At 70.4% G+C, this 24,976-nt stretch carries 25 protein-coding genes and 1 pseudogene; 14 read left to right on the top strand and 12 right to left on the bottom strand.

Features of this window, described 5'->3' with window-relative positions; all coding sequences use genetic code 11:
• Positions 1 to 104: 104 nt before the first annotated feature.
• Positions 105 to 569, top strand: a pseudogene (locus tag ACFU5K_RS11635) (oxygenase MpaB family protein); the annotation flags it as partial.
• Positions 570 to 590: 21 nt separating this feature from the next.
• On the opposite strand, the gene ACFU5K_RS11630 reads toward ACFU5K_RS11635, so the two are convergent.
• Positions 591 to 914, bottom strand: coding sequence for a UBP-type zinc finger domain-containing protein (locus tag ACFU5K_RS11630; protein ID WP_384059350.1), 324 nt, complete (start codon positions 912 to 914; stop codon positions 591 to 593).
• Between the two features lie 227 nt (positions 915 to 1,141).
• Here ACFU5K_RS11630 and ACFU5K_RS11625 point away from each other — a divergent pair, with 227 nt between their 5' ends.
• On the top strand, positions 1,142 to 1,507 hold the full coding sequence (locus ACFU5K_RS11625; RefSeq protein ID WP_384059348.1) for a chaplin: 366 nt from the start codon (positions 1,142 to 1,144) through the stop codon (positions 1,505 to 1,507).
• 159 nt (positions 1,508 to 1,666) lie between these two features.
• On the opposite strand, the gene ACFU5K_RS11620 is transcribed toward ACFU5K_RS11625, so the two are convergent.
• Positions 1,667 to 2,017 (bottom strand): hypothetical protein, encoded by a 351-nt coding sequence (locus tag ACFU5K_RS11620; protein WP_384059345.1) that lies wholly within the window; start codon positions 2,015 to 2,017, stop codon positions 1,667 to 1,669.
• A gap of 148 nt (positions 2,018 to 2,165) precedes the next feature.
• On the opposite strand from ACFU5K_RS11620, the gene ACFU5K_RS11615 reads away from it, so the two are divergent.
• A complete protein-coding gene (locus ACFU5K_RS11615) occupies positions 2,166 to 3,080 on the top strand; it encodes an integrase (RefSeq protein WP_384059343.1) in 915 nt (304 codons plus the stop codon).
• A gap of 115 nt (positions 3,081 to 3,195) precedes the next feature.
• Here the strand turns inward: ACFU5K_RS11615 and ACFU5K_RS11610 are convergent, their stop codons facing one another.
• Together ACFU5K_RS11610 and ACFU5K_RS11605 are read right to left on the bottom strand one after the other, a co-directional pair.
• Positions 3,196 to 4,062, bottom strand: a complete 867-nt coding sequence (locus tag ACFU5K_RS11610; protein ID WP_384059340.1) for a SigB/SigF/SigG family RNA polymerase sigma factor — start codon at positions 4,060 to 4,062, stop codon at positions 3,196 to 3,198.
• Positions 4,063 to 4,216: 154 nt separating this feature from the next.
• A complete protein-coding gene (locus ACFU5K_RS11605) occupies positions 4,217 to 4,999 on the bottom strand; it encodes a helix-turn-helix domain-containing protein (protein ID WP_384059363.1) in 783 nt (260 codons plus the stop codon).
• Positions 5,000 to 5,131: 132 nt separating this feature from the next.
• Here ACFU5K_RS11605 and ACFU5K_RS11600 point away from each other — a divergent pair, with 132 nt between their 5' ends.
• The 3 genes from ACFU5K_RS11600 (at position 5,132) to ACFU5K_RS11590 (ending at position 9,012) form a co-directional block, all read left to right on the top strand.
• Entirely contained in the window at positions 5,132 to 6,403 is a 1,272-nt protein-coding gene (locus ACFU5K_RS11600; protein ID WP_384059337.1) for an alpha-L-fucosidase, read from the top strand.
• 118 nt (positions 6,404 to 6,521) lie between these two features.
• A complete protein-coding gene (manD, locus tag ACFU5K_RS11595; protein ID WP_384059336.1) occupies positions 6,522 to 7,736 on the top strand; it encodes a D-mannonate dehydratase ManD in 1,215 nt (404 codons plus the stop codon).
• Positions 7,737 to 8,055: 319 nt separating this feature from the next.
• Entirely contained in the window at positions 8,056 to 9,012 is a 957-nt protein-coding gene (locus ACFU5K_RS11590; protein ID WP_384059333.1) for an adenosine kinase, read from the top strand.
• Between the two features lie 311 nt (positions 9,013 to 9,323).
• Here ACFU5K_RS11590 and ACFU5K_RS11585 read toward each other — a convergent pair whose 3' ends face one another.
• A complete protein-coding gene (locus tag ACFU5K_RS11585) occupies positions 9,324 to 9,827 on the bottom strand; it encodes a GNAT family N-acetyltransferase (protein ID WP_384059331.1) in 504 nt (167 codons plus the stop codon).
• A gap of 111 nt (positions 9,828 to 9,938) precedes the next feature.
• On the opposite strand from ACFU5K_RS11585, the gene ACFU5K_RS11580 reads away from it, so the two are divergent.
• Entirely contained in the window at positions 9,939 to 10,829 is an 891-nt protein-coding gene (locus ACFU5K_RS11580) for an endo alpha-1,4 polygalactosaminidase (protein ID WP_384059328.1), read from the top strand.
• Positions 10,830 to 10,912: 83 nt separating this feature from the next.
• Positions 10,913 to 11,935, top strand: a complete 1,023-nt coding sequence (locus ACFU5K_RS11575; RefSeq protein WP_384059325.1) for an MsnO8 family LLM class oxidoreductase — start codon at positions 10,913 to 10,915, stop codon at positions 11,933 to 11,935.
• Between the two features lie 59 nt (positions 11,936 to 11,994).
• On the opposite strand, the gene ACFU5K_RS11570 is transcribed toward ACFU5K_RS11575, so the two are convergent.
• The 3 genes from ACFU5K_RS11570 to ACFU5K_RS11560 form a co-directional block, all read right to left on the bottom strand.
• On the bottom strand, positions 11,995 to 12,384 hold the full coding sequence (locus ACFU5K_RS11570) for a DUF2267 domain-containing protein (protein WP_384059360.1): 390 nt from the start codon (positions 12,382 to 12,384) through the stop codon (positions 11,995 to 11,997).
• 174 nt (positions 12,385 to 12,558) lie between these two features.
• A complete protein-coding gene (locus tag ACFU5K_RS11565; RefSeq protein WP_384059322.1) occupies positions 12,559 to 12,750 on the bottom strand; it encodes a DUF6381 family protein in 192 nt (63 codons plus the stop codon).
• Positions 12,751 to 12,862: 112 nt separating this feature from the next.
• Entirely contained in the window at positions 12,863 to 13,483 is a 621-nt protein-coding gene (locus ACFU5K_RS11560) for an L-threonylcarbamoyladenylate synthase (protein ID WP_384059320.1), read from the bottom strand.
• 244 nt (positions 13,484 to 13,727) lie between these two features.
• Between ACFU5K_RS11560 and helR the strand changes: the two genes are divergently transcribed.
• Positions 13,728 to 15,875, top strand: a complete 2,148-nt coding sequence (helR, locus tag ACFU5K_RS11555; RefSeq protein WP_384059317.1) for an RNA polymerase recycling motor ATPase HelR — start codon at positions 13,728 to 13,730, stop codon at positions 15,873 to 15,875.
• A gap of 39 nt (positions 15,876 to 15,914) precedes the next feature.
• Here helR and ACFU5K_RS11550 read toward each other — a convergent pair whose 3' ends face one another.
• Both ACFU5K_RS11550 and ACFU5K_RS11545 read right to left on the bottom strand, forming a co-directional pair.
• The gene (locus ACFU5K_RS11550) at positions 15,915 to 16,490 is read right to left on the bottom strand and encodes a hypothetical protein (protein ID WP_384059314.1); all 576 of its coding nucleotides are present in this window, start codon (positions 16,488 to 16,490) and stop codon (positions 15,915 to 15,917) included.
• A 192-nt stretch (positions 16,491 to 16,682) separates the two neighbouring features.
• On the bottom strand, positions 16,683 to 18,044 hold the full coding sequence (locus ACFU5K_RS11545; protein ID WP_384059311.1) for an FAD-dependent oxidoreductase: 1,362 nt from the start codon (positions 18,042 to 18,044) through the stop codon (positions 16,683 to 16,685).
• Between the two features lie 323 nt (positions 18,045 to 18,367).
• Here ACFU5K_RS11545 and ACFU5K_RS11540 point away from each other — a divergent pair, with 323 nt between their 5' ends.
• From ACFU5K_RS11540 to ACFU5K_RS11530, 3 genes are all read left to right on the top strand, one after another.
• A complete protein-coding gene (locus tag ACFU5K_RS11540; protein WP_384059310.1) occupies positions 18,368 to 18,811 on the top strand; it encodes a nitroreductase family deazaflavin-dependent oxidoreductase in 444 nt (147 codons plus the stop codon).
• Positions 18,812 to 19,081: 270 nt separating this feature from the next.
• Positions 19,082 to 19,357, top strand: coding sequence for a DUF2087 domain-containing protein (locus ACFU5K_RS11535; RefSeq protein WP_384059308.1), 276 nt, complete (start codon positions 19,082 to 19,084; stop codon positions 19,355 to 19,357).
• 268 nt (positions 19,358 to 19,625) lie between these two features.
• Complete coding sequence (locus ACFU5K_RS11530) at positions 19,626 to 20,927, top strand: alpha/beta fold hydrolase (RefSeq protein WP_384059305.1); 1,302 nt, start codon at positions 19,626 to 19,628, stop codon at positions 20,925 to 20,927.
• A gap of 133 nt (positions 20,928 to 21,060) precedes the next feature.
• Here ACFU5K_RS11530 and ACFU5K_RS11525 read toward each other — a convergent pair whose 3' ends face one another.
• Complete coding sequence (locus ACFU5K_RS11525) at positions 21,061 to 21,813, bottom strand: SDR family NAD(P)-dependent oxidoreductase (protein WP_384059302.1); 753 nt, start codon at positions 21,811 to 21,813, stop codon at positions 21,061 to 21,063.
• 713 nt (positions 21,814 to 22,526) lie between these two features.
• The gene (locus ACFU5K_RS11520; RefSeq protein WP_384059299.1) at positions 22,527 to 23,099 is read right to left on the bottom strand and encodes a rhodanese-like domain-containing protein; all 573 of its coding nucleotides are present in this window, start codon (positions 23,097 to 23,099) and stop codon (positions 22,527 to 22,529) included.
• Between the two features lie 208 nt (positions 23,100 to 23,307).
• Between ACFU5K_RS11520 and ACFU5K_RS11515 the strand changes: the two genes are divergently transcribed.
• Both ACFU5K_RS11515 and ACFU5K_RS11510 read left to right on the top strand, forming a co-directional pair.
• Positions 23,308 to 24,039, top strand: a complete 732-nt coding sequence (locus tag ACFU5K_RS11515; protein WP_384059296.1) for a PIG-L deacetylase family protein — start codon at positions 23,308 to 23,310, stop codon at positions 24,037 to 24,039.
• Between the two features lie 310 nt (positions 24,040 to 24,349).
• Positions 24,350 to 24,949, top strand: coding sequence for a helix-turn-helix domain-containing protein (locus ACFU5K_RS11510; protein WP_384059293.1), 600 nt, complete (start codon positions 24,350 to 24,352; stop codon positions 24,947 to 24,949).
• Positions 24,950 to 24,976: the final 27 nt, after the last annotated feature.

Genomic DNA, 24,976 nt, shown 5'->3' with positions numbered 1-24,976 from the left:
CACGGGCCCAGGAAAGCTTCACAACTCACCTAACCCGTGCGGTCCTTCTCATGTCACGGCCCGACCGGGACGATCACTAATTCCCCCAAGGTCGTTACCACGCCTCCGACCCCCACTTGCTGGAGTGGGTGCATGTCGCCGAGACCCACAGTTTCCTCGAGGCGCACCAGAGGTTCGGAGCGCGTCCCCTCACCGAGGAGGAATGTTCCCGGTACGTCGCGGAGATGGCGCGCATCGCCGAGGCACTGGGGGTCGTGTCCCCGCCTCGATCGGCCCAGGCTCTCCACACACGCCTGGAGGAGTACCGAGCGGAACTGCGATGTACACCGCAGGCGCGGGAGACCACTCGGTATCTGTTGCTGAGGCCACCGATCCCTGTCCTCGCCCTGCCGTTCTACGGAGCTCTGGCGGCCAACGCCGTCGCCCTGCTGCCCCGCTGGGCGACCAGTGAACTGAGCCTTCCGCGCTGGGGGCCGGGGGAGCGGTGGGTGCTGAAACCGGCCGGGCGAGCGGCTACGGGCCTGATCGGATGGGCCATGCGGGGGCCCGAGGCCGGGACACGGCCCTGAGCGCCCCGCGCACCTCCCCGGTCAGACGGCGTCGTCGTCGACGGGGAGCAGGAAGAGTTCGTCCTCGTAGCACCAGGCCCAGGCGTCACCTGGACGCAGGGAACGGGCCAGAGGATGGCCGCTTGTCCCGGCATGGCTGAAGGCGTGCTGACCGGGCGAACTGTCGCAGCACCCGATGTGCCCGCAGGTGAGGCACCGCAGCAGGCTCACGAACCGGGCGCCCGCGAGGCAGTCGTCGCAGGCCAAGGTGGTTTCCCGCTCGGGCGGGCGCGTGTCCGCGTCCGCGTGGGAACAGTGTCTGCGGCCCAGTGCGCCTGCGTCCGGAGCGACCTTCCATGCGGCCATCGGCCGCCTCCTCTTCGTTGCCGCGGCGCCGGTGACCGGTACCGGTCACCGCGGGCATGCTGTCCGGCTGCTCGGATCGAACGTCCGGCCGGACCGTCGGGTCCACCGTTCGAGGGGGCCCGTAGCGGTCGACAGGCGTGTCAGCGTAGTCGGACGGGCGGGCGTGCGCAGTGTAGGACGAAGTCCCCGCCCCTCCGTGGGGCGACCCCCACACGTCTGGAGACAACATGTTCAAGCTGGGAAGCGCGGCGGTCCTGACCGTGGCCGCTGGTGCCTTGGTTCTGGCAGGGCCGGGCACGGCCAGCGCCGATGCCGGTGCGCAGGGCGTCGCGTACGGTTCGCCGGGCGTGCTGTCCGGCAACGTCGTGCAGCTGCCCATCCACATCCCCGTCAACGCATGCGGCAACTCGCTGAACGTCATCGGTCTGCTCAACCCGAGCGCCGGCAACACCTGCGTCAACGGCGACTTCGGCGGCGAGCGCTTCAGTGACCACAGCGATGGCAAGGGTGAGCACCACAGCGATGGCAAGGGTGAGCACCACAGCGATGGCAAGGGTGAGCACCACGGCCACTCCGAAGGCCACGGCGAGTAGCACTTCCTGAGCTGCCCGCACCTGGCCGGCTGAAGCGATCGGGGTGCTTCAGCCGGCCAGGCCCCCTCATCACGCCCGGCAACATCGGGACCGTGTCCCCGCCGCCTGCGAGCTGCCCCCCGGCACCCTGCCGACGGCGCACCCGCCCCGCGCGGACGTTCATCCCCCGGCACGGCCTTCGTCCACGCCGTCCGTACGGGCGGCGTCGAGCTCGGCGGCACCCTTCGCCCAGCGTTCGCGCCGCTCCGACGGGGACTGGTCCCACCACGGGGTGCCGCGCTCGCCGAGCGCCACCGCCGCCGTGTGCACCCTGCTACGGGCCAGTCCCTCCGCTGCCTCATCCTCGTTCCTGCGAGCCGCGCCCACCGCACGCCGCGCCGCCGCGAGGTGACGGCGCAGGTCGGCCGCGATGTGCTCGGGGATCTCCAGATCCGTGGCCCGCCATCGCCGCCCGTTCACCACGATGTACCGGCCGTCGGGCGTACGTTCGGGCTGCGCCGGGGATTGCATCCGGCTCATGCTGCCCCGTACCGGGCGAAGACGCCGTGCGGACACGCGGACGGGCCGCAGGACCGGGCCGGTCACGCTCCGGTCCACGCGGCCCATGGACGGCCGGCGCCGAAGGATCAGTAACGCCGCGGCCGGGGATGAGCGTCCCGTGACGTTCGACCCATGGTTCGGCGTCGCCGTCGGCTCCGGGGTGGATAGGGTGATCGCTTCGCTTCCCGTCAACGGGTGCGGGCGGCGGGGAGAGATGGCAGGCGTGCGGGTGACCATGACGAGCGTCGCGGCGTGGACCGGGCGCGTGAACGAGGACTTCGTCGGCGTCCTGCCGGGCGCGGCCGTGCTGGTCGACGGCGCCGGAATCCCGGGCACCGAAGCGATCTGCCGTCACGGCGTGGCCTGGTACGCGGGGCGTCTGGGAGGCAGTCTCCTCGGTCTGCTGCCGTTCGCCCCGGAGCGGAGCCTCACCGCGCTTCTCGCGGAGGCCATCGGACAGGTGACGGACGCACACCGGGACACCTGCGACGTCGCCGACCCCATCAGCCCCTCGGCGGCCGTGGCCGTCATGCGCCTGTCCGGCGGCTACCTCGACCACCTGGTGCTGGGCGACTCGCTCGTCGTACTCGACGTGCTGGACGGCACGCCGGTCGTGGTGTCGGACCCTCGGGAGACGGACGTCAGCCGCCCCTACCGGACCGTGCTCGAGGCCCTCCCGGCGGGCGGCGACGAGTACCGCCGGCTGCTCAGCGACATGCGCGCCAACCGGAACCGGCCCGGTGGATTCTGGGTGGCCAAGGACGACCCCCGGGCGGCGGACGAGGCGATCACGGGGAGCCGTCCGGTCTCCGAAGTCACCGGCGTCGCCCTGCTCAGCAACGGCGCGGGCCGGATCGTGGATCCGTTCCGGCTCGCCGACTGGCCGGAGGTCATGGTCACACTGGCGGCAGTGGGCCCCGTCGGCCTTGTCGAGCGGGTCCGGCGGGCTGAGGCACACCGTGCGGTGACGGCGGACGACGCGACGATCGCGTACTGCAGCGGCCTCGACGAGGACCGACCGCCTTCGGTGTGACGGGTCCGTCGCTCACCGCCCCGGTCGCATGGCGTCCCCGACCGGAGGAGCATCCCCGACGGCCGGTTTCCGGGGCGCACGGCCGACGGCGCACGGCGCACGGGGGACGTGGTGCTCAGTCCTCGGTGAGCATGCCCTCGCGGAGCTTCGCGACGATACGGCTGAGCAGGCGGGAGACGTGCATCTGGGAGAGCCCCAGGTGCTCGCCGATCTGGGCCTGTGTCATCTCCTGGCCGAAGCGCATACCGACGATCGCGCGCTCGCGGTCGTCCAGGGACTCCAGCAGCGGTGCGAGGCTCTGCAGGTTGTCGACCAGTTCCATGCCGGGGTCGCAGTCACCGGTGAGGTCGCTCTGCGTGCGGCCCGCCGCTCCGGGCCCCTCGTTCTCGGTGCCGTCGACGGGCAGGTCGAGCGATCCCGCGGTGTAGCCGTTCGAGGCGACGAGACCCTCGATGACCTCCTCCTCGCTGAGGGCGAGGTGCGCGGCCAGTTCGCCGACCGTGGCGTCCCGGTCGAGAACGGTGGCGAGTTGCTCCTTGGTCTTGGCCAAGGTGACGCGCAGTTCCTGCAGGCGCCTGGGGACGTGCACCGACCAGGTGGTGTCGCGGAAGAAGCGCTTGATCTCACCAACGATGTGGGGAATGGCGAACGAGGTGAACTCGACTTCGCGAGCGAGTTCGAACCGGTCGATGGCCTTGATCAGACCGATGGTCCCGACCTGGAGGATGTCCTCCATCTGACCGTCGCCGCGGTTGCGGTAGCGGCCGGCGGCGAACCGGACCAGCGAGAGGTTCATCTCGATCAGGGTGTTGCGGGCGTACTGGTACTCGGCCGTGCCCTCGTCGAGGGCCTGCAGCCGGTCGAAGAACAGCTTGTTCAACGCACGGGCGTCCTTCGGGGCGACCTTCTGCGGATCAGGGATCTCCGGGAGGGCCGTCGCTGCACCGCTCTTCGCCGTCTTTGCCTGTACGGATGTCGACATGATGGTCGTACTCCTTCGGCTGACAGCGTCTGCGAATCCGCACGCGCTACAGTCGCCTACCCGGGTCCGTGCGGCTCACACCACGAGGGGTCACAAAAGCCCCCAGCACGCCGCTTTCTGACGCTGCGAAGTATCGGATGCGGTCCGCCCGGGATCAGTCGGCCGCCACTTCGCCCCGGCTCCAGCCCGCCCGTACGGCTCGCGGCGAGGCGCCGAGTTCGCGACGGCATACCTTGTTGAAGGCCTGGAGGTCAGGGATGCCCACCGAAGCGGCGACCGCGGGAATGGAGAGGGTGGACTCCCGGAGCAGATGCCCTGCTCGTTCCAGCCGACGGCGTCTGAGGTAGGCGACGACCGTGTCGCCCCGTTCGGCCCTGAACAGCCTGCTCAGATGGTTGTGCGAAACACCGGCGGCCCTGGCGATCTCCGGCACGGTCAACGGCTGGGCCAGACGCGTCTCCATGTAGGCGACCGCGCTGGTGACCGCGGGATGGGGGACCACCTGCGGCACGGCCGGTGGCAGCCGGACCACCCGCCACAGCGCCGTCCAGATCTCGGCCGAGGCCTGAGCCGGCTCGACCGGCGCCGCCGCGACGGCGCGGCGCATAAGCTCCGACAGCGCGGTGGCCTGAGCACCCGCGTCCTGCATCACCGGCACCTGCCTGGGTTCGCCGGTCGCGGAGAGCGACAGGTGCGCGAAGAGGTGCTCCGACCGCCCGCGATAACGGAACTCCACCGAGGTGTCCGGCGGTACGAGGCTCACGTGGCCCGGCCTGATGGGGTGGACCTCGCCGTCCACGGTCAACTGGCCCGCGTACCCGTACAGGTGGAGCTGCCACAGGCCGGGCAGCCGGAACACGTCGCGCGCGCCGGCCGTCCCGTGCACGCCGACCCCTACGGCGGCGACCTCGGGCGGTTCGTCCAGGCGGATCGACAGCACGGTGAGAATTTACCAGCAGTGGTGACAGGGACCCACTCGTCCGACCCGCCCCGGATCCTAGCGTGAGCGGCGGGGCGGAACGGGCGGACGCACGACGTCCGTCGGCGCCGGGCGGAGGGGGAGTACGCGATGGCCATGCAGAAGTGGTTCGGCGAAGCCAAGTTGGGGATCTTCGTGCACTGGGGGATCTACGCCGTGGACGGAGTGGCGGAGTCGTGGTCCTTCTACGACGGAACAGTCACCTACGAGCAGTACATGAACCAGTTGCACGGATTCACGGCCTCGCGGTACGACCCGCACGCGTGGGCCGAACTGTTCGCCCGCGCCGGCGCCGGATACGCGGTGCTCACGGCCAAACACCACGACGGGGTGGCGCTCTTCGACACCCGTCACTCGGACCTCTCGGTGGTACGGCGCACGCCCGCGGGCCGCGACCTGGTCGCCGGGTACACGGAGGCGCTCCGGGAACGCGGGCTCAAGGTGGGCCTCTACTTCTCCCACTCCGACTGGTCCCACCCCGACTACGCCACGGTCCGGCACCCCGCGCCGCGGGAGGTGCCCGTCAACGACTCCCGCTTCAGTACGCCACCGGAGGGCGAGGAGGACCAGGCGCGCTGGCACCGGTACCTCGGCTTCCGTGCGGCCCAGGTCCGCGAGGTCGCCGAACTCTTCCGGCCCGACCTGCTCTGGTTCGACGGTGAGTGGGAGCGCACCGAGCAGCAGTGGCACATGGACACCCTGGCGCGGGACGTCGTCTCCCTGCTGCCGCAGACCGTCCTGAACGCCCGCCTGACCGGCCACGGCGACTACGCGACACCGGAACAGGGCCTGTCCGTCGAGGCCCCGGACGGCCCGTGGGAACTGTGCCTTACGGTCAACGACTCCTGGGGCCACCAGCACGCGGACGACAACCACAAATCGGTCGGCCAACTGGTCCGCTACTTCGCGGAGACGATCGGGATGGGAGGAAATCTGTTGCTGGCCGTGGGGCCCGAGGAGGACGGCACGATCCCACCGGCGCAGGCCGACCGGCTGCTCGGGCTCGGGACGTGGATCAACCGGCATGCCGAGGCGGTCCACGGGGTGGTGGCGGGCCTGCCGCCGGGCCACCACTACGGCCCGAGCACACTTTCCGCCGACGGCCGGACGCTGTACCTGGTCTGCTTCGGCACTCCGCACGAGACCGTTTCGGTCCGCGGCCTGAGTACGCCGGTGAAGCGCGTGACCGTGCTGGGTACCGGTGATGTGCTCGCGCACCGGGTGACGGGAGGACTCGGCCACGTGCCCGGAGTGCTCTGGATCGACGCGCCCACAGCCGGCCAGGTGGACCCGCACGCGACCGTCCTGGCGCTCGAGCTCGAGGGGGACCTCGACGTGTACCGGGGCAGGGGCCGGGCGTAGGCCGTCGCCAGGACCGGGTGAGGGCGCGTCGCGGCCTTCGGAGCCTTCCGCGCCTTACCTCGAGGCGCCACCAAGAACTGAACAGCCCTCATCGCCGCAACCGCAGGAAAGTGTCCCCATGAAGATCGTCGACGCGCAGGTCCTGGTCACGAACCCCGGCCGCAACTTCGTCACCCTCAAGCTGACGACCGACGAGGGTCTCACGGGCCTCGGCGACGCCACGCTGAACGGCCGGGAACTGGCGGTGGTCAGCTACCTCCAGGACCACATCGTGCCCCTCCTTACGGGCCTCGACCCGCACCGCACCGAGGACACTTGGCAGTCTCTCTACCGAGGCGCCTACTGGCGGCGCGGGCCGGTGACCATGGCGGCGATCGCCGCGGTCGACGTCGCGCTCTGGGACATCAAGGCGAAGGCCGCGGGACTCCCGCTCTACCAGTTGCTCGGGGGTGCCAGTCGTGACCGCGTAGGCACGTACGGGCATGCCAACGGCCGTGACGTCCCGGAACTCCTGGACTCGGTGCGGGCCCGCATCGCCGAGGGCTACCCCGCCGTCCGCATCCAGTCCGGCATCCCCGGGCTGAAGGCGGTCTACGGCGTGGCGAGCACGGACGACGACGGCTCACCTGTGCTCCATCAGCAGGCCAGGCCGCTGGTGGAGGACTGGGACACCGAGGCCTACCTCCGCCACACGCCGACCGTGTTCGAAGCGGTACGCGCCGAGTTCGGCCCCGAACTGCACCTCCTGCACGACGCACACCACCGGCTCACCCCCCTTCAGGCCGCCCGCCTCGGCAAGGACCTGGAGCCGTACCGCCTCTTCTGGCTGGAGGACTGCACACCCGCCGAGAACCAGGAGGCGCTGCGCATCGTCCGCCGGCACACCACCACGCCGCTGGCCATCGGTGAGGTCTTCAACACGGTGTACGACTACCAGGGCCTCATCACCGAGCAGCTGATCGACTACGTCCGGTCCGCCGTCACACACTTCGGCGGCGTCAGCCCGCTCCGCAAACTCTTCGACTTCGCCGCGCAGTACCAGATCAAGAGCGCGATCCACGGGCCGGCGGACATCTCGCCGGTGGGTATGGCCGCCGCGGTGCATCTCGACCTGGCCGTGCACAACTTCGGTATCCAGGAGTACTCGGGTCACACCCCGCTCACCGAGGAGGTGTTCCGCCACGCGTACACCTTCACGAACGGTTACCTCCACCCGGGAGAGGCGCCCGGGATCGGCGTGGAACTCGACGAGGAGCTCGCGGCGGCGCACCCCTACGAATCCGCCTACCTCCCGGTCAACCGGCTGCAGGACGGGACGGTCCACGACTGGTGAGCCGCCCGGACGGAGAGCGGGCCGGCCAGGAGCCACGGACGGGGGGCAGGGCCTGGGACCCCACGCGCCGAGTTCCGCAGGGGGCCGGTCCCGGGGCGGATCGCCTTCGACCAGGGCACGGCGGCCCTGAGGGCTGCCGCCCCGCCGCTCCCGCGGCCAGCTGTGGGGCGAGCACCGCCGTTTACGCAAGAATGTGAAAGGACTTGCATAGATCCTTGACGGTTGAGGACGCGGGGCGGCAGGCTCCGACATGCTCCCCACCCGGCAGGCCGACGCGAGCGAGGCCGCAGCCCGATAACCGAGAGGCGCAGCCACCTTCATGAGCAAGCGGACGGATGTTCTCGTACTGGGTGGGGCAGGGGTGGACACCGTCGTCCACGTGCCCGGGCTCCCTCTTCCCTTCGCGGACAGCCACATGATCCGGCCCGGCATCGTGACCCGCGCGGGGCAGAGCGGTGACTTCGTCGCACTCGGGATCCAAGCCCTCGGCCTTCGTGCGCACCATCTCGACATGATCGGTGACGATCACGAAGGCGACCTGGTCCGCGCACTCCACCGCGACCGGGGAATCCCTCTCACCGAGGTCCCGCAGCCGTGCGGCACGAAGCGCGCGGTCAATCTCGTCGGGCCGGACCGAAGGCGGATCTCCCTCTACGACGCCACACGCTCGCGGGACTCGGACCGGTTCGACGAGGCCACGATCCGGTCCCTGGCGGCCGACGCCCGCCACGCACACGTCGTCATCACGCACCCGTGCGCGTCCGCTCTTCCCGTTCTCCGTGAGGCCGGAGTGAGCGTCTCCACCGATCTGCACGACTGGGACGGCGTCGACCCGTACCACGAGACCTTCGCACTCGACGCGGACCTCGTGTTCCTGTCCACCGCCGCGCTCACCGACCCGGCGCGGACCATGCGCGACATCGCCGCACGCGGAAGGGCCCGGACCGTCGTCGCCACGGCAGGTGCCGACGGTGCGTACCTGCTTCACGACGGCGAGCTGACACATCTGCCCGTCGCGATTCCGCCCGCGCCTGTGGTGGACTCCAACGGAGCCGGCGACGCCTTCGCCTCGGCCTTCCTGTTCGGCCCGTTGACCGGCGAACACCCCTGGCGCTGCGCGGTGTACGGGACGGTGGCGGGTGCCTGTGCCTGCACCGTGCCGTCGAGGCGCACCGATGCCATCGGGCGCGAGGAACTTCTGGCCCGGGTCGCGACGGCGGAGAGCGGGCACAGGGGCAACCAAGGGACATGCGTGCGTTCTCCCGAGCCCCTCTGAGTGCCGCACCGGCCGACTCGGGGCTCTGCGGGCACTGTGCTCGCGGGTGGAGCGGTCGGCTCGGGATTCCGTCCGTACCTTGCGGCCGAAGGCCACCGACCTGCCGTCGCATCGAAAACCCCGTCCTGACATCGGTCCGGTACGCCGTCATCGAGGTGCACAACTGGCGGCCCGGTGGGCGGCCGTCATGAATCAGGGTGTCCGTGCCGCGAGTACCGAAGTCTCTGGGATCGCTCAGCGCCCTTGTCGCAACCTGGCCCGCGCATGAGTGCGTCGCGCAGCAGACGCGGTTCACGCGGCGGGACCTCTCCTCACGGCAACGAGCGTGTGAGCCACACCACTTCACCGCTGTCGTCCGTGGAAACGTGATCCCGCTCGAACCCGAGCTTCTCGAGGACGCGCAACGACGGTGTGTTCCATGCTCCGACGGTCGACCAGAGCCGCTTCCGGCCGGTTGCGACAGCGGCACCGAGTACCGCGCCGGCCGCCTCGGTGGCGTAGCCACGACCATGCGCGTGCTGGAACAACTCGTACGCGATCTCGGGCTCCTCCACGGTGGAGCGGCCGGTGATCAGTCCGCAGTAGCCGATGAAGTCGCCCTCGGCGCGGCGATGGACGGGCAGCAGGGCGATCCCTGTCGCCGCCGTTTCCGTGAGCAGCTTCGCGATCGCGCTCCGGATGTGGTCGACCTTCGGCGTCCCCTTGCCGCGTTCGGAGAGGAGGGCGCAGAACTCGGCAGCGTCCGACTCGGCCCACGGCCGCAGTATCAAGCGCTCGGTCTCGAGGTGGAACGACATCGTCTTGTACGTAGCCATGGACCCACCCTGCCCCAAGGGATCACCGGGCACCAAGGCCGTGAAAGTCTCAGGAGCGGTTTCCGGAGCGGGCACAGATCCTTCTCCGGCGTTCCCGACCCTGGAGTGTGCGTGACCGTCCGTGCCCTGTACCCCTTCCTCAGCCGTCGGCGCGCGGTCGCCCGCGTGGTGACAGGCCTCGCCTGCGCCCTCGGCGTGGTCGCGGCGGCCGCTTGCGCCGCGACGGACGAGCCGCCCCGTGGCACCGCGTCCGAGCATCGCGCGGAGCCGGCCGCTGTGCTGCGGCCGACGCCGGGTATGGGCTTCGACTATCAGATCGGCGGGGGCTATGCGCCGCCCTCCGGGGTGGAGGCGGTGTCCCGTGACCGTGAGGACGAGCCCGCCGACGGCCTCTACAACGTCTGCTACGTCAACGCATTCCAGACCCAGCCCGGCGCACTGAAGTGGTGGGAGGAAACCGAGCCCGACCTGCTCCTGCGTGACGGTGAGGGTGAACCTGTGATCGACGAGGGCTGGGACGAGGTGCTCCTCGACACCTCGACGGCGGCCGGGCGGACCAGGCTCGCGGAGATCGTCGGTGAATGGATCGACGGGTGTGCGGAGAGCGGGTTCCAGGCCGTGGAGCCCGACAACCTCGACTCGTACGAGCGTTCACAGGGGAGACTGACGCAGGCTCACAACGCCGCGTTCGCGGCCATGCTGGCGGAGCGGGCACACGACGCAGGCCTCGCGATCGGGCAGAAGAACACGACGGACCTCCTTCCGCGGCACACCACGATCGGATTCGACTTCGCGGTGACGGAGGAATGCGCGCAGTTCGACGAATGCGACGCGTATGCCGAGGCTTACGACGGCCGTGTCTTCGGGATCGAGTACGAGGGAGAGGGCGATGTCGGCTTCGCGGAGAGCTGCTCGACCTGGGGAGACCGAATCTCTCTGGTGCTCCGCGACCTCGACGTGCTGCCGGCGGGCGAGGAGGGGCACGTCTACCGTGCCTGCTGAGCGTGCCTCACGCCGGTCCATCGCCCATACCCCGGTCCGGACCGGACCGGGAATCCCACCGAGCCTGCGGCGTTGACACAGGTGTGAGCACTCTCCTCGAATCGACCCGCATCTCCGTCCTCGACCGCTCGCGCACCCGCGAGGGTTACGACGGCCCTCAGGCGCTGCGCGACACGGTCGCACTGGCCAGAACGGCGGAGGCGCTCGGCTACCACCGGTTCTGGGTCTCCGAGCACCACAGTGTGCCCGGAGTGGCCGGCTCGGCACCGACGGTGCTCGCCGCCGCGGTTGCCGCAGCCACCGCCTCGATCAGGGTGGGAACCGGCGGTGTCATGCTCCCGAACCACCAGCCGCTCGTCGTCGCCGAGCAGTTCGGGGTACTCGCCTCGCTCTTTCCCGGCCGGATCGACATGGGGCTGGGGCGCTCCGTCGGATTCACCGACGGGATCCGCCGGGCTCTGGGGCGGGACAAGGAGGACGCCCGGGCCTTCGGCGGACAGCTCGCCGAACTGCTGGGGTGGATGGACGGAACCCAGCGGATCCACCCCCAGGTCCACGCCCACCCCGCGGCGGGGCTGCGCGTCCCCCCGTACGTCCTGGCGATCGGCGAGGGTGCCGAAATCGCCGCTGCGGCCGGGCTGCCCCTGGTCGTGGGCGATCTCAGACGCCGCGACAGACTGATGCAGGCGATCGAGGGCTACCGCAGCGGGTTTCGCCCCTCGGCCTGGTCCCCGGAGCCGCACGTGATCGTCTCGGGCACCGTCGCCGTCGCCGGGACGCATGAGGAGGCGCGGCGGCTGCTGGTGCCGGAGGCGTGGTCCATGGCTCTCGCGCGGACCCGAGGCGCGTTCCCCCCGTTGTCGCCTGCCGAGCGGATCGAAGGGCTGGCCATGACGGAGAAGGAGCGCGGGCTGTTCGAAGATGGCCTGCGCGGTCACCTGGCGGGCACGGAGGAGACGGTGGCGGCCGACCTGGAACTCGTCATCAAGGAGACGGGCGCCGACGAACTGCTGGTCACCACGAGCACGTACGACCGCGAAGCACTGGTGGACTCGATGCGCCGGCTGGCACGGATCGCGGGTCTCGGGGCCCGGGGGGTGCGATAGCCCGGGCCGCACGCTTTGGGCCCCTGCGGCACGGTGGGTCGCCGGGCGTAACCCCGTTCTCACTGGCTGCTGGGGTGGCCGAACAAGAGGTCATACCCCGGGGGGAGTTGGAGCAGGAGGCGCTCCAGCAGTTCATCGCCCGCAGCGTCCGCCGCCACGCTGAGCACAGCGCTCGTGTCCCATGCGGCGGTCCGCTCGGTGGCCCCTTCGATCCAGGCGGCGACCGCGCGCACGAACCGCTCGGGACTGAGGGGTTCCGCGGCCTGCAACGGGTTCAGAAGGATGAGCGCGAAGGTCTCCGGCAGCCTCGCTGCCAGCTCGTTGCGCTCCTCGCCGACGATGTGCGCCCCCAGTAGTGCCAGCACCACACGTGATGCCCGCTCCGCCTGCTGAGCCGACGGGTACGCCCCGCGATCCTGGACGGCTTTCAGGAACGCCTGCCATCTCATGTACGTCACCAAGCCCCCTTCGTGGAGCGCGGGCGGAGAGCGGGGCGGGGGAGGGGAAGCCCGTGCCCCACCCTCCGCGTATCCATCGCATCTCACTTAGGTAGTAGCACGGTGTGCGGCCGTCGGCAACCGGGGTGCCTTGTCGACTCCGCGGCGACGGGACGGCACGACGTCCTACTCGATGGGGTAGATGTCTCCACTGGCCATGTCGCTGATCTGCTCGCTCTGGGATTCGAGACGGCGCGCCTCCTCGTGCAGTCGCTGACGCTCCCCGGCCTCCGTGGCCTGCTCGGCAGCGTGCTCGAGTTCCTCGGCCTTGTCGTGCATCTGCTGTGCACGGCCCCGAAGGTCGTCTGCTTCGCTCATGATCACTCCCTGGCGGTGTGCGGGGCGGACCCCTCCACCGAACCAGGCACCTGGGGGTGCGCGCATCTCAGCAGGACTGCCGGAAACGCGGAGTGACCGTGGCGCGGGCGCTCTACTCGAAGCGGGAGAGGTCGCCGGCCCCTCGGCGCACGATCTCCAGCTCGCCGGAGGAGAAGTCGATGACAGTGGTGGGCTCGGTTCCGCAGTCTCCGGAGTCGAGCACGACGTCCACGACGTGGTCGAGGCGCTCTTTGATCTCCCAGCCCTGCGTCAGCGGCTCCTCCTCGTCGGGCAGGAGCAGGGTGCTGGAGAGCAGCGGTTCGCCGAGCTCGGAGAGGAGGGCCTGAGTGACGGCGTGATCGGGGATCCGGACACCGACGGTCTTCTTCTTCGGGTGCAGCAGCTGCCGCGGAACCTCTTTGGTGGCCGGCAGGATGAAGGTGTAACTACCGGGTGTCGCCGCCTTGATGGTGCGGAAGACGTCGTTGTCCACCTGGACGAACTGCCCCAGCTGTGCGAAGTTCTGGCACACAAGGGTGAAGTGGTGGCGGTCGTCGAGGTTCCGGATCGACCGGATGCGGCCGATACCGTCCCGGCTGCCGAGCTGGCACCCGAGGGCGTAACAGGAGTCGGTCGGATACGCGACGAGGGCGCCGGAGCGGATGCTGTCGGCCACGTTGCTGATCGTGCGGCGTTGGGGATTCTCGGGGTGCACATCGAAGTACTTCGCCATCCGATGAGTCTACGGGTTACGCACATCCGCGTTCCGTTTGCGGCTCGTCCGGCTCGGCGTCGAATCGTTGGGGGAACCGTCCCATCCGAGCGGGAGGGAAAGAAGGTGCAGTGAATGCTTACTCGTTGTCGGTGTGCGGTTCCCCCCGGGGACGGGGATGCCGCCCGCCGCGCATCCCCGTCGTGCCGGTTCGGTCACCCCTGCTCACGTGCGTCGCGAGCTGCATCGGATCGGAGAGACTGACGTGAATCAGGTGACCACCAGCGCGTTCGACCTTCCCGAACGCCTTGCCCACAAGGCCGTCCCCGCGTCGGTCGCCGGCGACGAGCAGCACTTCGCCGCCATCGCGGAGTGCCTTGAGCGGTCGATCGGCGAACTGTCCGTCCGTCTCGCGGCCGAGCGAAGGGCGCCGGGCGGCGCGGGCCGGCAGGCGATGGACCGGGACGCGGAGATCTACCGGCTCACCGGCCGCCTGCGTGCGCTGCGACGCTTCGGGCTCGACCTCTGCCTCGGACACATGATCGGTGCGGACGGCTCCGGGCCCGTGTACGTCGGACGACTCGGCCTCAAGGACAGCACAGGGCGGCGGCTGCTCATCGACTGGCGTTCGCCCGCGGCCGAGCCGTTCTTCGGAGCTACTCATGCCAACCCGATGGGCCTGGCGAGCCGCCGCCGGTACCGCTGGAGCGGCGGACGGATCAGCGACTACTGGGACGAGGTCTTCACCTCGGACGGTTTCGCCGGGCACGCCGCGCTCGACGACCAGTCCGCCTTCATCGCCGGTCTGGCCGGCCACAGATCGGCGCGGATGCGGGACGTGCTCGGAACCATCCAGGCCGACCAGGACGCCATCGTCCGTGCGGGGTCCCGTGGCGCACTCGTCGTCGACGGCGGCCCCGGCACCGGCAAGACGGTCGTCGCCCTGCACCGCTCGGCCTACCTCCTCTACGCCGATCCCCGCCTGGGCCACCGCAGGGGCGGCGTACTGTTCGTCGGTCCGCACCAGCCCTACCTGGGATACGTGGCAGATGTCCTGCCCAGCCTCGGAGAGGAGGGCGTGCAGACCTGCACCCTCCGGGATCTCGTCCCCGAGGGGGCCGCGGCGACGGCCGAGTCCGATCCGGAGGTGGCCAGGCTGAAGTCGTCCGCGGGCCTCGTGAAGGCGATCGAGACGGCCGTCAGGTTCTACGAGGAGGCGCCGTCGGAGGGGATGGCGGTCGAGACCCACTGGTCGGACATCTGGCTGAGCGCGGACGACTGGGCCCTGGCCTTCGAAGCGGCGGGACCGGGCACCCCGCACAACGAGGCGCGCGACGAGATCTGGGAGGAACTCCTCACGATCCTCGTGGACAAGCACGAGGGCGACGCACCGGAGGAACAACTGCGGAGGTCGCTGGGACACAACAGGGATCTGATCGCTGCCTTCGACCGCGCGTGGCCGTTGCTGGAACCGGACGAACTGGTCTCGGACCTGTGGTCGGTGGGCGCCTACCTGCGCACGTGCGCTCCCTGGCTCGCCCCGGACGAGGTGCGGCGGTTGCAGAGGGCGGACGCCCGGGCCTGGACGGTGTCCGACCTGCCGCTCCTCGACGCCGCGCGGCAGCGACTCGGAGACCCGGAGGCATCCCGCCGCAGAACACGGCACACGGCGTCCCTCGCAGCCGAGAGGGAGCAGATGGCCCAGGTCGTCGACGCCCTGCTGGAGGCGGACGACGACGGCGAGGGACTGGTGACGATGCTCAACGGCCAGGACATGAAGGACACACTGGTCGACGCGAACGCGCTGCCCGACACCGAATCCGATGGACTCGCGGGCCCGTTCGCGCACATCGTCGTCGACGAGGCGCAGGAACTGACCGACGCCGAGTGGCAGATGCTACTGCTGCGGTGCCCGTCCCGGAGCTTCACCATCGTCGGCGACCGGGCCCAGGCCAGGCACGGGTTCACGGAGTCCTGGCAGGACCGGCTCGAACGGATCGGGCTCGACCGCATCACGATGGCCTCGCTGAGCATCAACTACCGGACACCGGAGGAGATCATGCTGGAGGCCGAGCCGGTCGTCCGGGCGGTGCTCCCGGACGCCAACGTGCCGACCTCGGTCCGCAGCAGCGGGCTCCCCGTCATGCACGGAGCGGTCGCCGACCTGGACGCGGTTGTCGGAGCCTGGCTCACCGCCGAGGCCGAGGGCATAGCCTGTGTCATCGGCGATCCCTCGTTCCGGCCGACACCCCGCGTCCGCTCGCTGACTCCGGAGCTGTCTAAGGGGCTCGAGTTCGACATGGTCGTGCTCGTCGACCCGGAGGCGTTCGGCGAGGGGATCGAAGGGGCGGTCGACCGCTACGTGGCCATGACCCGGGCGACCCGCCAACTCGTCGTACTCACGAGTCCGTGAGGCTCCCGGCGGGCCTGCGCCGGCCGTCGTGCCGCGAACTCAGCCGCGGCGGGGGCAGGCGTTGCTGATCAGGGCGATCAGCCGCCGTACGAGTTCGGAGGTCGGGAGAGTGCCGTCCAGGACCAGGTCGGCGGTGTGCAGGAGGGGAGCGACGTGGCGGTCGTGAGCCTTACGGCCATGGGCGAGGTATCCGCGCACCGAGATCTCGGGATCTCTTCCCTCCTGGATCCCGCGCAGCGTCTTGCGTGCCAGACGAAGGTCCGCCGGTGTGTCCAGATACGCGGTCCACCACGCGAGGGCCCGCACCTGGGGCTGGAGGGCGAAGGTGCCCTCGACCACGACGAGCCCGCCGCCCCCGTCGCCCGGGTCCGCCAGGGCCTTTTGGACGAGGTCCCAGCGCACGGACGCGGGGTCGCTGTGATCGACGACGACACCCGGGCCTTTGATCGCCGGTACGACGGGTGCCGACCGGGGGTCGACGTGGAAGAACCGGTCGAGACGGATCACCGAGGTATCCGGGGACGCCGCAGCCAGCGCGCCCGCCAGGGTGCTCTTTCCCGCACCGGCACCCCCGCTCAGGGCGAGCAAAGGTACTCGGGTGGTGGGTGGTTGCACGTCATCTCCCAGGTCCGCCGAGGCGGTGGGGCATCGGAGGGCATGGATCGATTCGAGGAAATCCTCGTGCAGCCTGCCCGTGTTCGCGCCGTGCGACGCACGCACCGAGAGGCGTTTCGTAGTCACCCGCACGGCCCGCGCCCCCGGAACTCGGACGGAGAGTTCCGGGGGCGCGGGCCGTGGAGCGGCCGGTCAGGCCCCCGAGGCGTCCAGCATGGCCGCGCGCTCGACCACCTTGATGCGCTCACGGCCCTGCTCGGCACCGAGCGCCTGCTCGTGGGCGTCGAGGCGGTGCCAGCCTTCCTTGGTGGTGTACCGGACGCCGCGCTGTTCCAGGAAGTCGACGACGGCGTCGGCCTCGGGCCGGCCGGGGGCGGGCAGCCGGCCGGCGGCGTGGTCCTCCAGCAGGCAGGCCACCGTCTCGTTGGCGTCCCCCTTGGTGTGTCCGATGAGCCCGATCGGACCGCGCTTGATCCACCCGGTCACATACACCGAGGGCATCGGCTCTTCGCCGCTCAGTACGCGGCCGGCGGCGTGCGGGACGGTGCCGGACAGGACGTCGAAGGGCAGCTTCGGAAGCTCCTCCGAGTAGTAGCCCACCGCGCGGTAGACGCTCTGCACATCCCAGTCGGTGAAGCGGCCGGTGCCCCTGACGTTGCCCGTGCCGTCGAGCTCGGTGCGCTCGGTACGCAGGGCGACGACGGTGCCGTCCTCGCCGAGGACCTCGACGGGGGACTCGAAGAAGTGCAGGAACAGCTTGTGCGGGCGGTCGCCGACGTCCCGGATCGCCCAGTTCTCCAGGGTGGAGGCGACCATGTTGGCCTGCTTGTTCTCCCGGCGGGTGGCGATCGAGCCGTCGTCGTAGTCGATGTCCTCGGGGTTGACGATCACCTCGATGTTCGGCGAGTGGTCCAGCTCGCGGAGTTCCATCGGGCTGAACTTCGCCTGGGCCGGTCCGCGTCGTCCGAAGACGTGCACCTCCAGGGCCTTGTTCGCCTTCAGGCCGTCGTACACGTTGGCGGGAATCTCGGTCGGGAGCAGCTCGTCCGCCGTCTTGGCGAGGATGCGTGCGACGTCCAGGGCGACGTTGCCGACGCCGAGCACGGCGACCTTCTCGGCCGCGAGCGGCCAGGTACGCGGAACCTCCGGGTGGCCGTCGTACCACGCCACGAAGTCGGCGGCACCGTAGGAACCATCGAGCTCGATGCCCGGTATGTCGAGCGCGCGGTCGGCGTCGGCACCGGTCGAGAAGATCACGGCGTCGTAGAAGGACCGCAGGTCGTCCAGCCCGATGTCGTTGGGGTAGTCGACATTGCCGAACAGCCGCAGCTGCGGCTTGTCCAGAACCTGGTGCAGCGCCTTGACGATGCCCTTGATCCTCGGGTGGTCGGGGGCCACTCCGTACCGGATCAGGCCGAAGGGTGCCGGCATGCGTTCGAACAGGTCGATCGATACGCCCGGCTCCTGGGCGACCTCGGACTTGAGAAGCGCGTCCGCTGCGTAGATTCCGGCGGGACCGGCTCCGACGATGGCGACGCGGACGGGGCGTGTCATGGAGTGTTGTTCCTTTGGGCGGCGGTCGCGGGCAGAGGGGAGCGGAGTAAGGGTTGACTTACTCCGCTCCCCTCCACGGTATGCCCTGTTCTCCAGCCCTCCTGGAGCGGGGCATGAGTATTTTCAGTAAATAACAGAACGTATGAGCGCTAAACGGACTCAATTCTGTGGGCAGATTTCGCTCCGGTCGTCTCATGTGGTTCCAGAGGCTGAGACGTCCCGCGGTGTGGAGCGCGCATACCGGTGTCCCTGCGTGCCGCCGGTCGCGGGCGGAGACATGATGGGGGGCACGACGCAGCACTCCGACGAGAGGAACAGGTGCCATGCCGATCGAGGGCGAGTACGAGCCGAGCCCGACGACGTGGGTCCGTGAGCAGGTCGAGCTCATCGAGAGCTCAGGCGGGACGCAGGGCACCACCCTGCGTGGCATGCCCGTCATCCTCCTCACGACGCGCGGCGCCAAGAGCGGCAAGATCCGCAAGTCCCCGCTGATGCGGGTCGAGCACGACGGCCAGTACGCCGTGGTCGCCTCCCTCGGCGGGGCTCCCAAGCACCCCGTCTGGTACTACAACGTCCTCGCCGACCCGAAGGTCGAGCTGCGCGACGGCACTGTCCAGCAGGACATGGTGGCCCGTGAGGTGACGGGGGACGAGAAGGCGCTGTGGTGGGGGCGGGCCGTCGAGGCTTTCCCCGACTACGCCGACTACCAGGAGAAGACCGACCGGGAGATCCCGGTCTTCGTCCTCACTCCGGTACAGCAGGGCTGACGCGTCCGCGCAGACGTCCGCAGGCGGATCGACCGGCTCCCGGTGAACGCGGGGCCGGCCGATCCGGTCCCGCGGGGCGCCGGTACCTTTCGTGGGTCGCGGCCTCGGTGAGCGTCTCGGATCAGAAGGATCGAACAGGGCCGTGCGGGACCGCCTTCGTCGCGAGGTGAATGACCGACACGCCGTGCGACGACCGGCCCGCAGGGCGAGGAGCTCTCACCGGAGGGAAACCGCGTTGCCCGAAGCGCTCGCGCCTGCGAGGCTTCCGGGATGTCCGATACGGAATCCCGCAGTTCACAGCAGGTGTCCTCCCTCTTCTCGGGAGGCCGCCTCACGGCGATCCCCCGCAGGACCGCACGGCGCGAACAGTTGCTGGTGCACCTCGCGCAGACGTTGTTCGAGCCCGGCCGGATCTACACCGAGCGCGAGGTCAACGAGGCGCTGCTCACCGTGCACGAGGACTGCTCCGCTCTGCGCCGTTTCCTCGTCGTGGCCGGACTGGTGGAACGGACCAGGGACGGCGGAAGTTACCTGCGGGCGCGCTGACCGACCACAGGTCACCGCCCCACCGGCGCCGCGGGGCCGACGGGGCGGGCCGGGGCCCAAGGGCGTGTACAGCACTGAGTTCGCCCTGCCGGAGGACGGCGTGTGACTCCAGCTGCCGACGGTTCGTCCGCCGGCTTCACCGGACCGACCGCTCAGATGCCCCTGCCGCACACCGGGACCAGTCCGGACGGAGCGCATGCGGCCCGCTAACGGCCAGGGCGCGGCGATGTGCTGAACTGTACCGGAAGCACCCGATACAGGAGTCCCCTTGAGCAGCTATCGCCAGCCCGGCCTCGTCCTCACCGACCGCCGGTTCACGGTCCCCCTCGACCACGGCGATCCGGGCGGCGAGACGATCGAACTCTTCGCCCGCGAGGCCGTCGCCTCCGGGAAGCCGGCCGAGGACTTGCCGTGGCTGGTCTACCTTGAGGGCGGCCCGGGATTCGGTGCCCGCCGATTCGTCGGCACGGAGGCATGGCTGGGCCGGGCGGTGCGGGAATTCCGTGTGCTGCTCCTGGACCAGCGGGGGACAGGTCTCTCCACCCCGGCGACCCGGCAGACCCTTCCTGCGCGTGGCGGCCCGCGCGAGCAGGCCGACCATCTTGCACACTTCCGCGCCGACAGCATCGTCCGTGACTGCGAGCTGATCCGCCCTCAGCTCACGGGCGGGGCGCCGTGGACGGTCCTCGGGCAGTCCTACGGCGGGTTCTGCGCGGTGCACTACCTGTCGGTGGCCCCGGAGGGGCTCGAGGCCGTCCTGATCACCGGCGGTCTGCCGTCGCTGGACGCGCATGCCGAGGACGTCTACCGGGCCGCGTACCCGCGCATCGAACGCAAGGCCGCCGCACACTACGCCCGCTACCCGCAGGACGTCGCCCGTGCCCGGGCGATCGCCGCACACCTTGCCGCGCATCGCCCGGACAGCGCCGGCCACCGGCTGACTCCCGAGGGCTTCCAGTCCCTGGGCATCATGCTCGGCAGCGGCAGCGGGAGTCATCAGCTGCACTACCTCCTGGAGAACGCCTTCGTCGAGGGGGCGCACGGGAGGGAGCTCTCCGACGCCTTCCAGGAGGCCATGCGCACCGCTACCTCGTTCGCGGGGCACCCGCTGTACGCCCTCATGCATGAGTCGATCTACGGGCAGGGCCCGCGGCCCACCAACTGGGCGGCCGAACGCGTCCGTGCGGAGTTCCCGCAGTTCGACGCCGACAGCGCCCTGGCGGGCGACGGGCCGGTGCTGTTCACCGGCGAGAGCATCCACCCCTGGCACTTCGACGTCGATCCCGCACTGCGTCCGCTGCGCGAGACGGCCGAGCTGCTGGCGGCCCGCACCGACTGGCCCGTCCTGTACGACACCGAGCGGCTCGCGGCCAACGAGGTACCGGTGGCCGCCGCCGTCTACCAGGACGACATGTACGTCGACACGGGCCACGCGCTGCGTACGGCCTCCTCGATCCGCGGGCTGCGTACGTGGGTGACCAGCGAGTTCGAGCACGACGGGCTGAGGGCGGGCGGGCCACGCGTTCTGGACCGGCTGCTCGCGCTCGTGAGGGGCGAGAGCGACCGCTAGAGCCTGTCGTCAGACGCCACGCCCACATCAGGAGGGATGCGAGGGTTGCACGGCGCGGAAGGACCGGGCGGGCTTGTCGATGGCGACTCGCGGGGCTGGCTCGACGCTGACGCGCCGAGCCGGCCCGTCCTCATCAGGTCGCGAGGGCCCCGCCGTCCACGGGGAGGAGTACGCCGTGGATGTGAGACGCGTCTTCACTGGCGAGGAAGATCACAGCCGCGGCGGTATCCCGCACGCTGCCCGTACGCATGTCCGGGTTGCTCTCGGCGAGCTTCTCGAGGAGGGGGCGGAGCTCTTCGTTCGACTCCGTGATGGTGGGTCCGGGGGCGACGGTGTTCACTCGCACACCGTCGGCGGCCAGCTCCGCGGCCCACGACCGCGTCAGGGAGTGCAGGCCTGCCTTGCTGGCGCCGTACAGCGAGGTGAACTTGATTCCCTCCACGCCGCCGATCGAGCCCATGTTGATCACCGCGCCGCCGCCGTGCTCCACCATGCCGGGCACCAGGGCCGCCGTCAGCAGGAACGGGGCCTTGATGTTTACCTCCAGCACCAGGTCGATCTGTTCCTCGGTCGACTCCGTCATGGGGTGCGGCTCCACGAGGAAGGCCGCATTGTTGACGAGGACGTCGATCGGCCGACCCGCCAGGGCGGTCGCCTCCTGCGCAAGGCGGCGGACCTCGGCGCCACCCGCAGAGAGGTCTGCCTCGACGAAGTGGGCGATGCCGCCCTCCGCGACGATCCCGTCGACGACCTGCGCACCACTCTCCGCGCCAAGTCCGGTCACGATGACGACGGCGCCCTCGCGGGCCATCGCCTCCGCCACTCCGCGCCCGATTCCGCTCGTCGAGCCTGTGACCAGCGCGGCGCGCCCCTCGAGACGATTCATGTCAGTACCTCCGGTTGTTGCGGTGTGTCGATGGACGCGGGGCGGCTAAACCTCTCGTTGAACCCATCAAAAGTTACTTGCCTGAGCAAGTATATAGGATAATTGCTTAAGCAAGTAGTGTGCTGAACCGGCCCGATTTCGGCAGAAATTTCAGATGAAGGCTGTGACCTGGGGTTTCGTGGCTCCAGGCGGCGGTTGGCCTCGTGCTCGACGGGTGGGGCGTGGCCTATCTCACCTTTCGGGAGTCGGCGCGAACGGACTGCCTGTCACTGATGACGTGCGAGGGCCGGATCCGGGGCCGGCAAAATCCGGCCCCGGGCACACGCGCATGGGCTGCGTGGCGGCGGGGAACCGGGTGCGGTCGTTGGTGTTGCCACCGGTGATCGTGGAGCCGAGCGGCCGGCCCGGACTGTCGCGCACGAGGTGAGTTTGGCCGGCGGGCCGCCCTGGACCGTCCGAACCCCGAGCGGCGGAGCACTCTGTCGGGACCCCGGCGGCATGCTCCCGTTCAGGAGCATCCGCTCATCCGGCCGCTAACGCCCCGATGCCGCACGCGGCAGCAGCGGCAGGACGAGCTCCCACTCGGTGTCTGACGGTTCATGGCGGCCTGTCACCAGACCGGGATCCACCAGACAGGATCGTTTGGCGCGGACCCTGGCTGGGGCCTCTCGTCCGGATCATGCGCGGCCCGCGCGCCCTGGCTCCTGCAAGGCTCAGCCCTGCAGGGCCTCCAGGGTCGCGTCCAGGCCGGCCTCCGCCTGCGGTGCGCGGTTGTACGGGAGCTTCCCCAGGACCGCCGCCATGCCGCAGGTATTGGTCGCCGCCGAGTAGACGAGACCGGCGCCGATGCCGGCGGACAGCCAGTGCGCCGCCGGGAGGCGCCGGCCGGCCAGGAGGCCTGCCACGACCAGCGAACCGGCGGCGAGTCGCACCTGGCGCTCCATCGGCCACGTCGTCCGGCCTCCCACCGGGCGGTCGAGGTCACGTCCGTCGCCCTCCCAGGCGGAGGTCCCGCCGGTCAGGGTGGCGGCGTCGATGTCTGCGTCGGAGAGGATCTCGCAGGCCCGGACCGAGCGCACCCCGGAGGCGCACACCACCAGCAGGGAACCCCGGGCCGAGGCCGACTTCAGAGCGGGCAGCGCCTCGGCGAGCCGGTCGAGCGGGATGTTCAGGGCGCCGGGCACATGCCCCGAGGCGTACTCGCCGGGCGCCCGTACGTCGATGACGGTGAACTCTTCCAGGCGGGCCGCGGCCTGGGCGGGGGAGAGGGAGGCGGGGCTGATCACGTGGGGATCTCCTTTCGTTCGCCGGGGTGGCCGGATTCCTGCTCGGCCCGGTGCCCCGGACGGCAATAATACCCCTAGGGGTATTATGAACCGGCTTGGCGCGGCCCGGGGCGGAGCCGCGTCCGGCCGGGGCAACTCCATGGCCCCTGCCCCGAACCGCCACCGGGATGCGTGAATCCGAGATCGCTTCCCGGATAGCCTGCCGGGCATGACACAGCAGCTGGAACCCATGCCCGCGGACTGGCAGCGTGCGCTGGCGGTGGTCGCCCACCCCGACGACCTGGAGTACGGCTGCGCCGCGGCCGTGGCCGGCTGGACCGACGGGGGCCGGGAGATCACGTACCTCCTGGCGAGCCGAGGCGAGGCCGGGATCGACACGATCGCCCCCGAGGAGTGCGCGCCGCTGCGCGAGCGTGAGCAGCGGGCGAGTGCCGCGGCCGTGGGTGTCACCGACGTGGAATTCCTGGACCACCCGGACGGCGTCATCGAGTACGGCACCGCTCTGCGCCGCGACATCGCCGCGGCCATCCGCCGGCACCGGCCCGAACTGCTCATCACGCTCAACCATCGCGACACCTGGGGCGGCGTGGCATGGAACACCCCCGACCACCGCGCGGTCGGTCGGGCCACCCTGGACGCCGCCGGCGACGCGGGCAACCGCTGGATCTTCCCCGAACTGCGGGAGCAGGGGCTGGAGCCGTGGGACGGGGTGCGCTGGGTCGCCGTGGCGGGAACCGACCGGCCCACCCACGCGGTCGACGCAACCCCGGGGTTCGAGCGGGCGGTCCGGTCGTTGCTGGCCCACAGCACCTACATCGAGGTGCTGACCGACGAGGACCCGGAGGCGTACTGCCGTAGGTTCCTCGCCGGCACCACCGAGGCGGCGGCCGAGCGCTTCGGCGGACGCCCGGCCGTCGCGTTCGAGGTCTTCAGCCGCTGAGTCGCACCCAAGGCCTTCCGCCATGGCCGCAGGTGGGCATCCGCCCGTACCGGCGTATGCGAGCAGACCGCCCACCCCCGGTATGAGTGCGTACAGCTTCGTCCGGCCGTCCGCGCCCGGGGCGCGAAGCGCCGGGAAGCCCGCGCCGGATCGAGCCGGGCGGCGGCGCGGAGCGCCAACGGCGCGATCCCGCTCGGCACGTCACAAGCGGGTGGTGGGGACCAGTCCGTATCGCCTGTCGGCACGCCTTCCCTGGAGCGGCCGGCCGGTCCTGATTGACACATGCGTTTGCTGATTCTGCAATGGGCGCATGAAGGAACAGAATCAGGGCGACCCCGAACTGGGCGCCGTGCTCACCGGCGTCGGCCCCCGGCTGCGGCGGCTGCGCAAGGATCGCGGAGTGACCCTCGCCGCACTGTCCGAGGCGACGGGGATCTCCGTCTCCACCCTGTCCCGCCTCGAATCCGGTGGCAGGCGGCCCAGCCTGGAGCTGCTGCTCCCGATCGCACGGGCCCACGAGGTCCCGCTCGACGATCTCGTCGGGGCTCCGCCTGTCGGCGATCCGAGGGTGCGGGCGAAGCCGATCGTCCAGGGAACGAAGACCTCCCTGCCGCTCACCGGCAGGCCGGGGGGCCTCCAGGCCTACAAGGTCATCCAGGAGGCACCCTGCACCGAGGTGCCGGAGCAGCGGACGCACGAGGGCTACGAGTGGCTGTACGTGCTCAACGGGCGGCTGCGGCTCAAGCTGGCCGAGCACGACCTCGTGCTGGTGCCGGGTGAAGCGGCAGAGTTCGACACCAGGCTGCCGCACTGGTTCGGCCCCGCGGGCGACGAGCCGGTCGAATTTCTCAGCCTGTTCGGGCCGCAGGGGGAGCGGATGCACGTGAGGGCCAAGCCGAGGCGGCCGTGACGCGGTCCGCCGGGTGCGGGCGAGGGT

Source organism: Streptomyces sp. NPDC057428 (assembly GCF_042803195.1).
Taxonomy (GTDB): domain Bacteria; phylum Actinomycetota; class Actinomycetes; order Streptomycetales; family Streptomycetaceae; genus Streptomyces.
This window is presented reverse-complemented; position numbering and strand designations above follow the sequence as displayed.

What these genes read in the sequence shown, in the direction of transcription:
- ACFU5K_RS11630 (WP_384059350.1), bottom strand. Translation starts at nt 914, where the DNA reads ATGGCCGCATGGAAGGTCGCTCCGGACGCAGGCGCACTGGGCCGCAGA.
- ACFU5K_RS11625 (WP_384059348.1), top strand. Translation starts at nt 1,142, where the DNA reads ATGTTCAAGCTGGGAAGCGCGGCGGTCCTGACCGTGGCCGCTGGTGCC.
- ACFU5K_RS11620 (WP_384059345.1), bottom strand. Translation starts at nt 2,017, where the DNA reads ATGCAATCCCCGGCGCAGCCCGAACGTACGCCCGACGGCCGGTACATC.
- ACFU5K_RS11610 (WP_384059340.1), bottom strand. Translation starts at nt 4,062, where the DNA reads ATGTCGACATCCGTACAGGCAAAGACGGCGAAGAGCGGTGCAGCGACG.
- ACFU5K_RS11600 (WP_384059337.1), top strand. Translation starts at nt 5,132, where the DNA reads ATGGCCATGCAGAAGTGGTTCGGCGAAGCCAAGTTGGGGATCTTCGTG.
- manD (WP_384059336.1), top strand. Translation starts at nt 6,522, where the DNA reads ATGAAGATCGTCGACGCGCAGGTCCTGGTCACGAACCCCGGCCGCAAC.
- ACFU5K_RS11590 (WP_384059333.1), top strand. Translation starts at nt 8,056, where the DNA reads ATGAGCAAGCGGACGGATGTTCTCGTACTGGGTGGGGCAGGGGTGGAC.
- ACFU5K_RS11585 (WP_384059331.1), bottom strand. Translation starts at nt 9,827, where the DNA reads ATGGCTACGTACAAGACGATGTCGTTCCACCTCGAGACCGAGCGCTTG.
- ACFU5K_RS11570 (WP_384059360.1), bottom strand. Translation starts at nt 12,384, where the DNA reads ATGAGATGGCAGGCGTTCCTGAAAGCCGTCCAGGATCGCGGGGCGTAC.
- ACFU5K_RS11565 (WP_384059322.1), bottom strand. Translation starts at nt 12,750, where the DNA reads ATGAGCGAAGCAGACGACCTTCGGGGCCGTGCACAGCAGATGCACGAC.
- ACFU5K_RS11560 (WP_384059320.1), bottom strand. Translation starts at nt 13,483, where the DNA reads ATGGCGAAGTACTTCGATGTGCACCCCGAGAATCCCCAACGCCGCACG.
- ACFU5K_RS11545 (WP_384059311.1), bottom strand. Translation starts at nt 18,044, where the DNA reads ATGACACGCCCCGTCCGCGTCGCCATCGTCGGAGCCGGTCCCGCCGGA.
- ACFU5K_RS11540 (WP_384059310.1), top strand. Translation starts at nt 18,368, where the DNA reads ATGCCGATCGAGGGCGAGTACGAGCCGAGCCCGACGACGTGGGTCCGT.
- ACFU5K_RS11535 (WP_384059308.1), top strand. Translation starts at nt 19,082, where the DNA reads ATGTCCGATACGGAATCCCGCAGTTCACAGCAGGTGTCCTCCCTCTTC.
- ACFU5K_RS11525 (WP_384059302.1), bottom strand. Translation starts at nt 21,813, where the DNA reads ATGAATCGTCTCGAGGGGCGCGCCGCGCTGGTCACAGGCTCGACGAGC.
- ACFU5K_RS11515 (WP_384059296.1), top strand. Translation starts at nt 23,308, where the DNA reads ATGACACAGCAGCTGGAACCCATGCCCGCGGACTGGCAGCGTGCGCTG.
- ACFU5K_RS11510 (WP_384059293.1), top strand. Translation starts at nt 24,350, where the DNA reads ATGAAGGAACAGAATCAGGGCGACCCCGAACTGGGCGCCGTGCTCACC.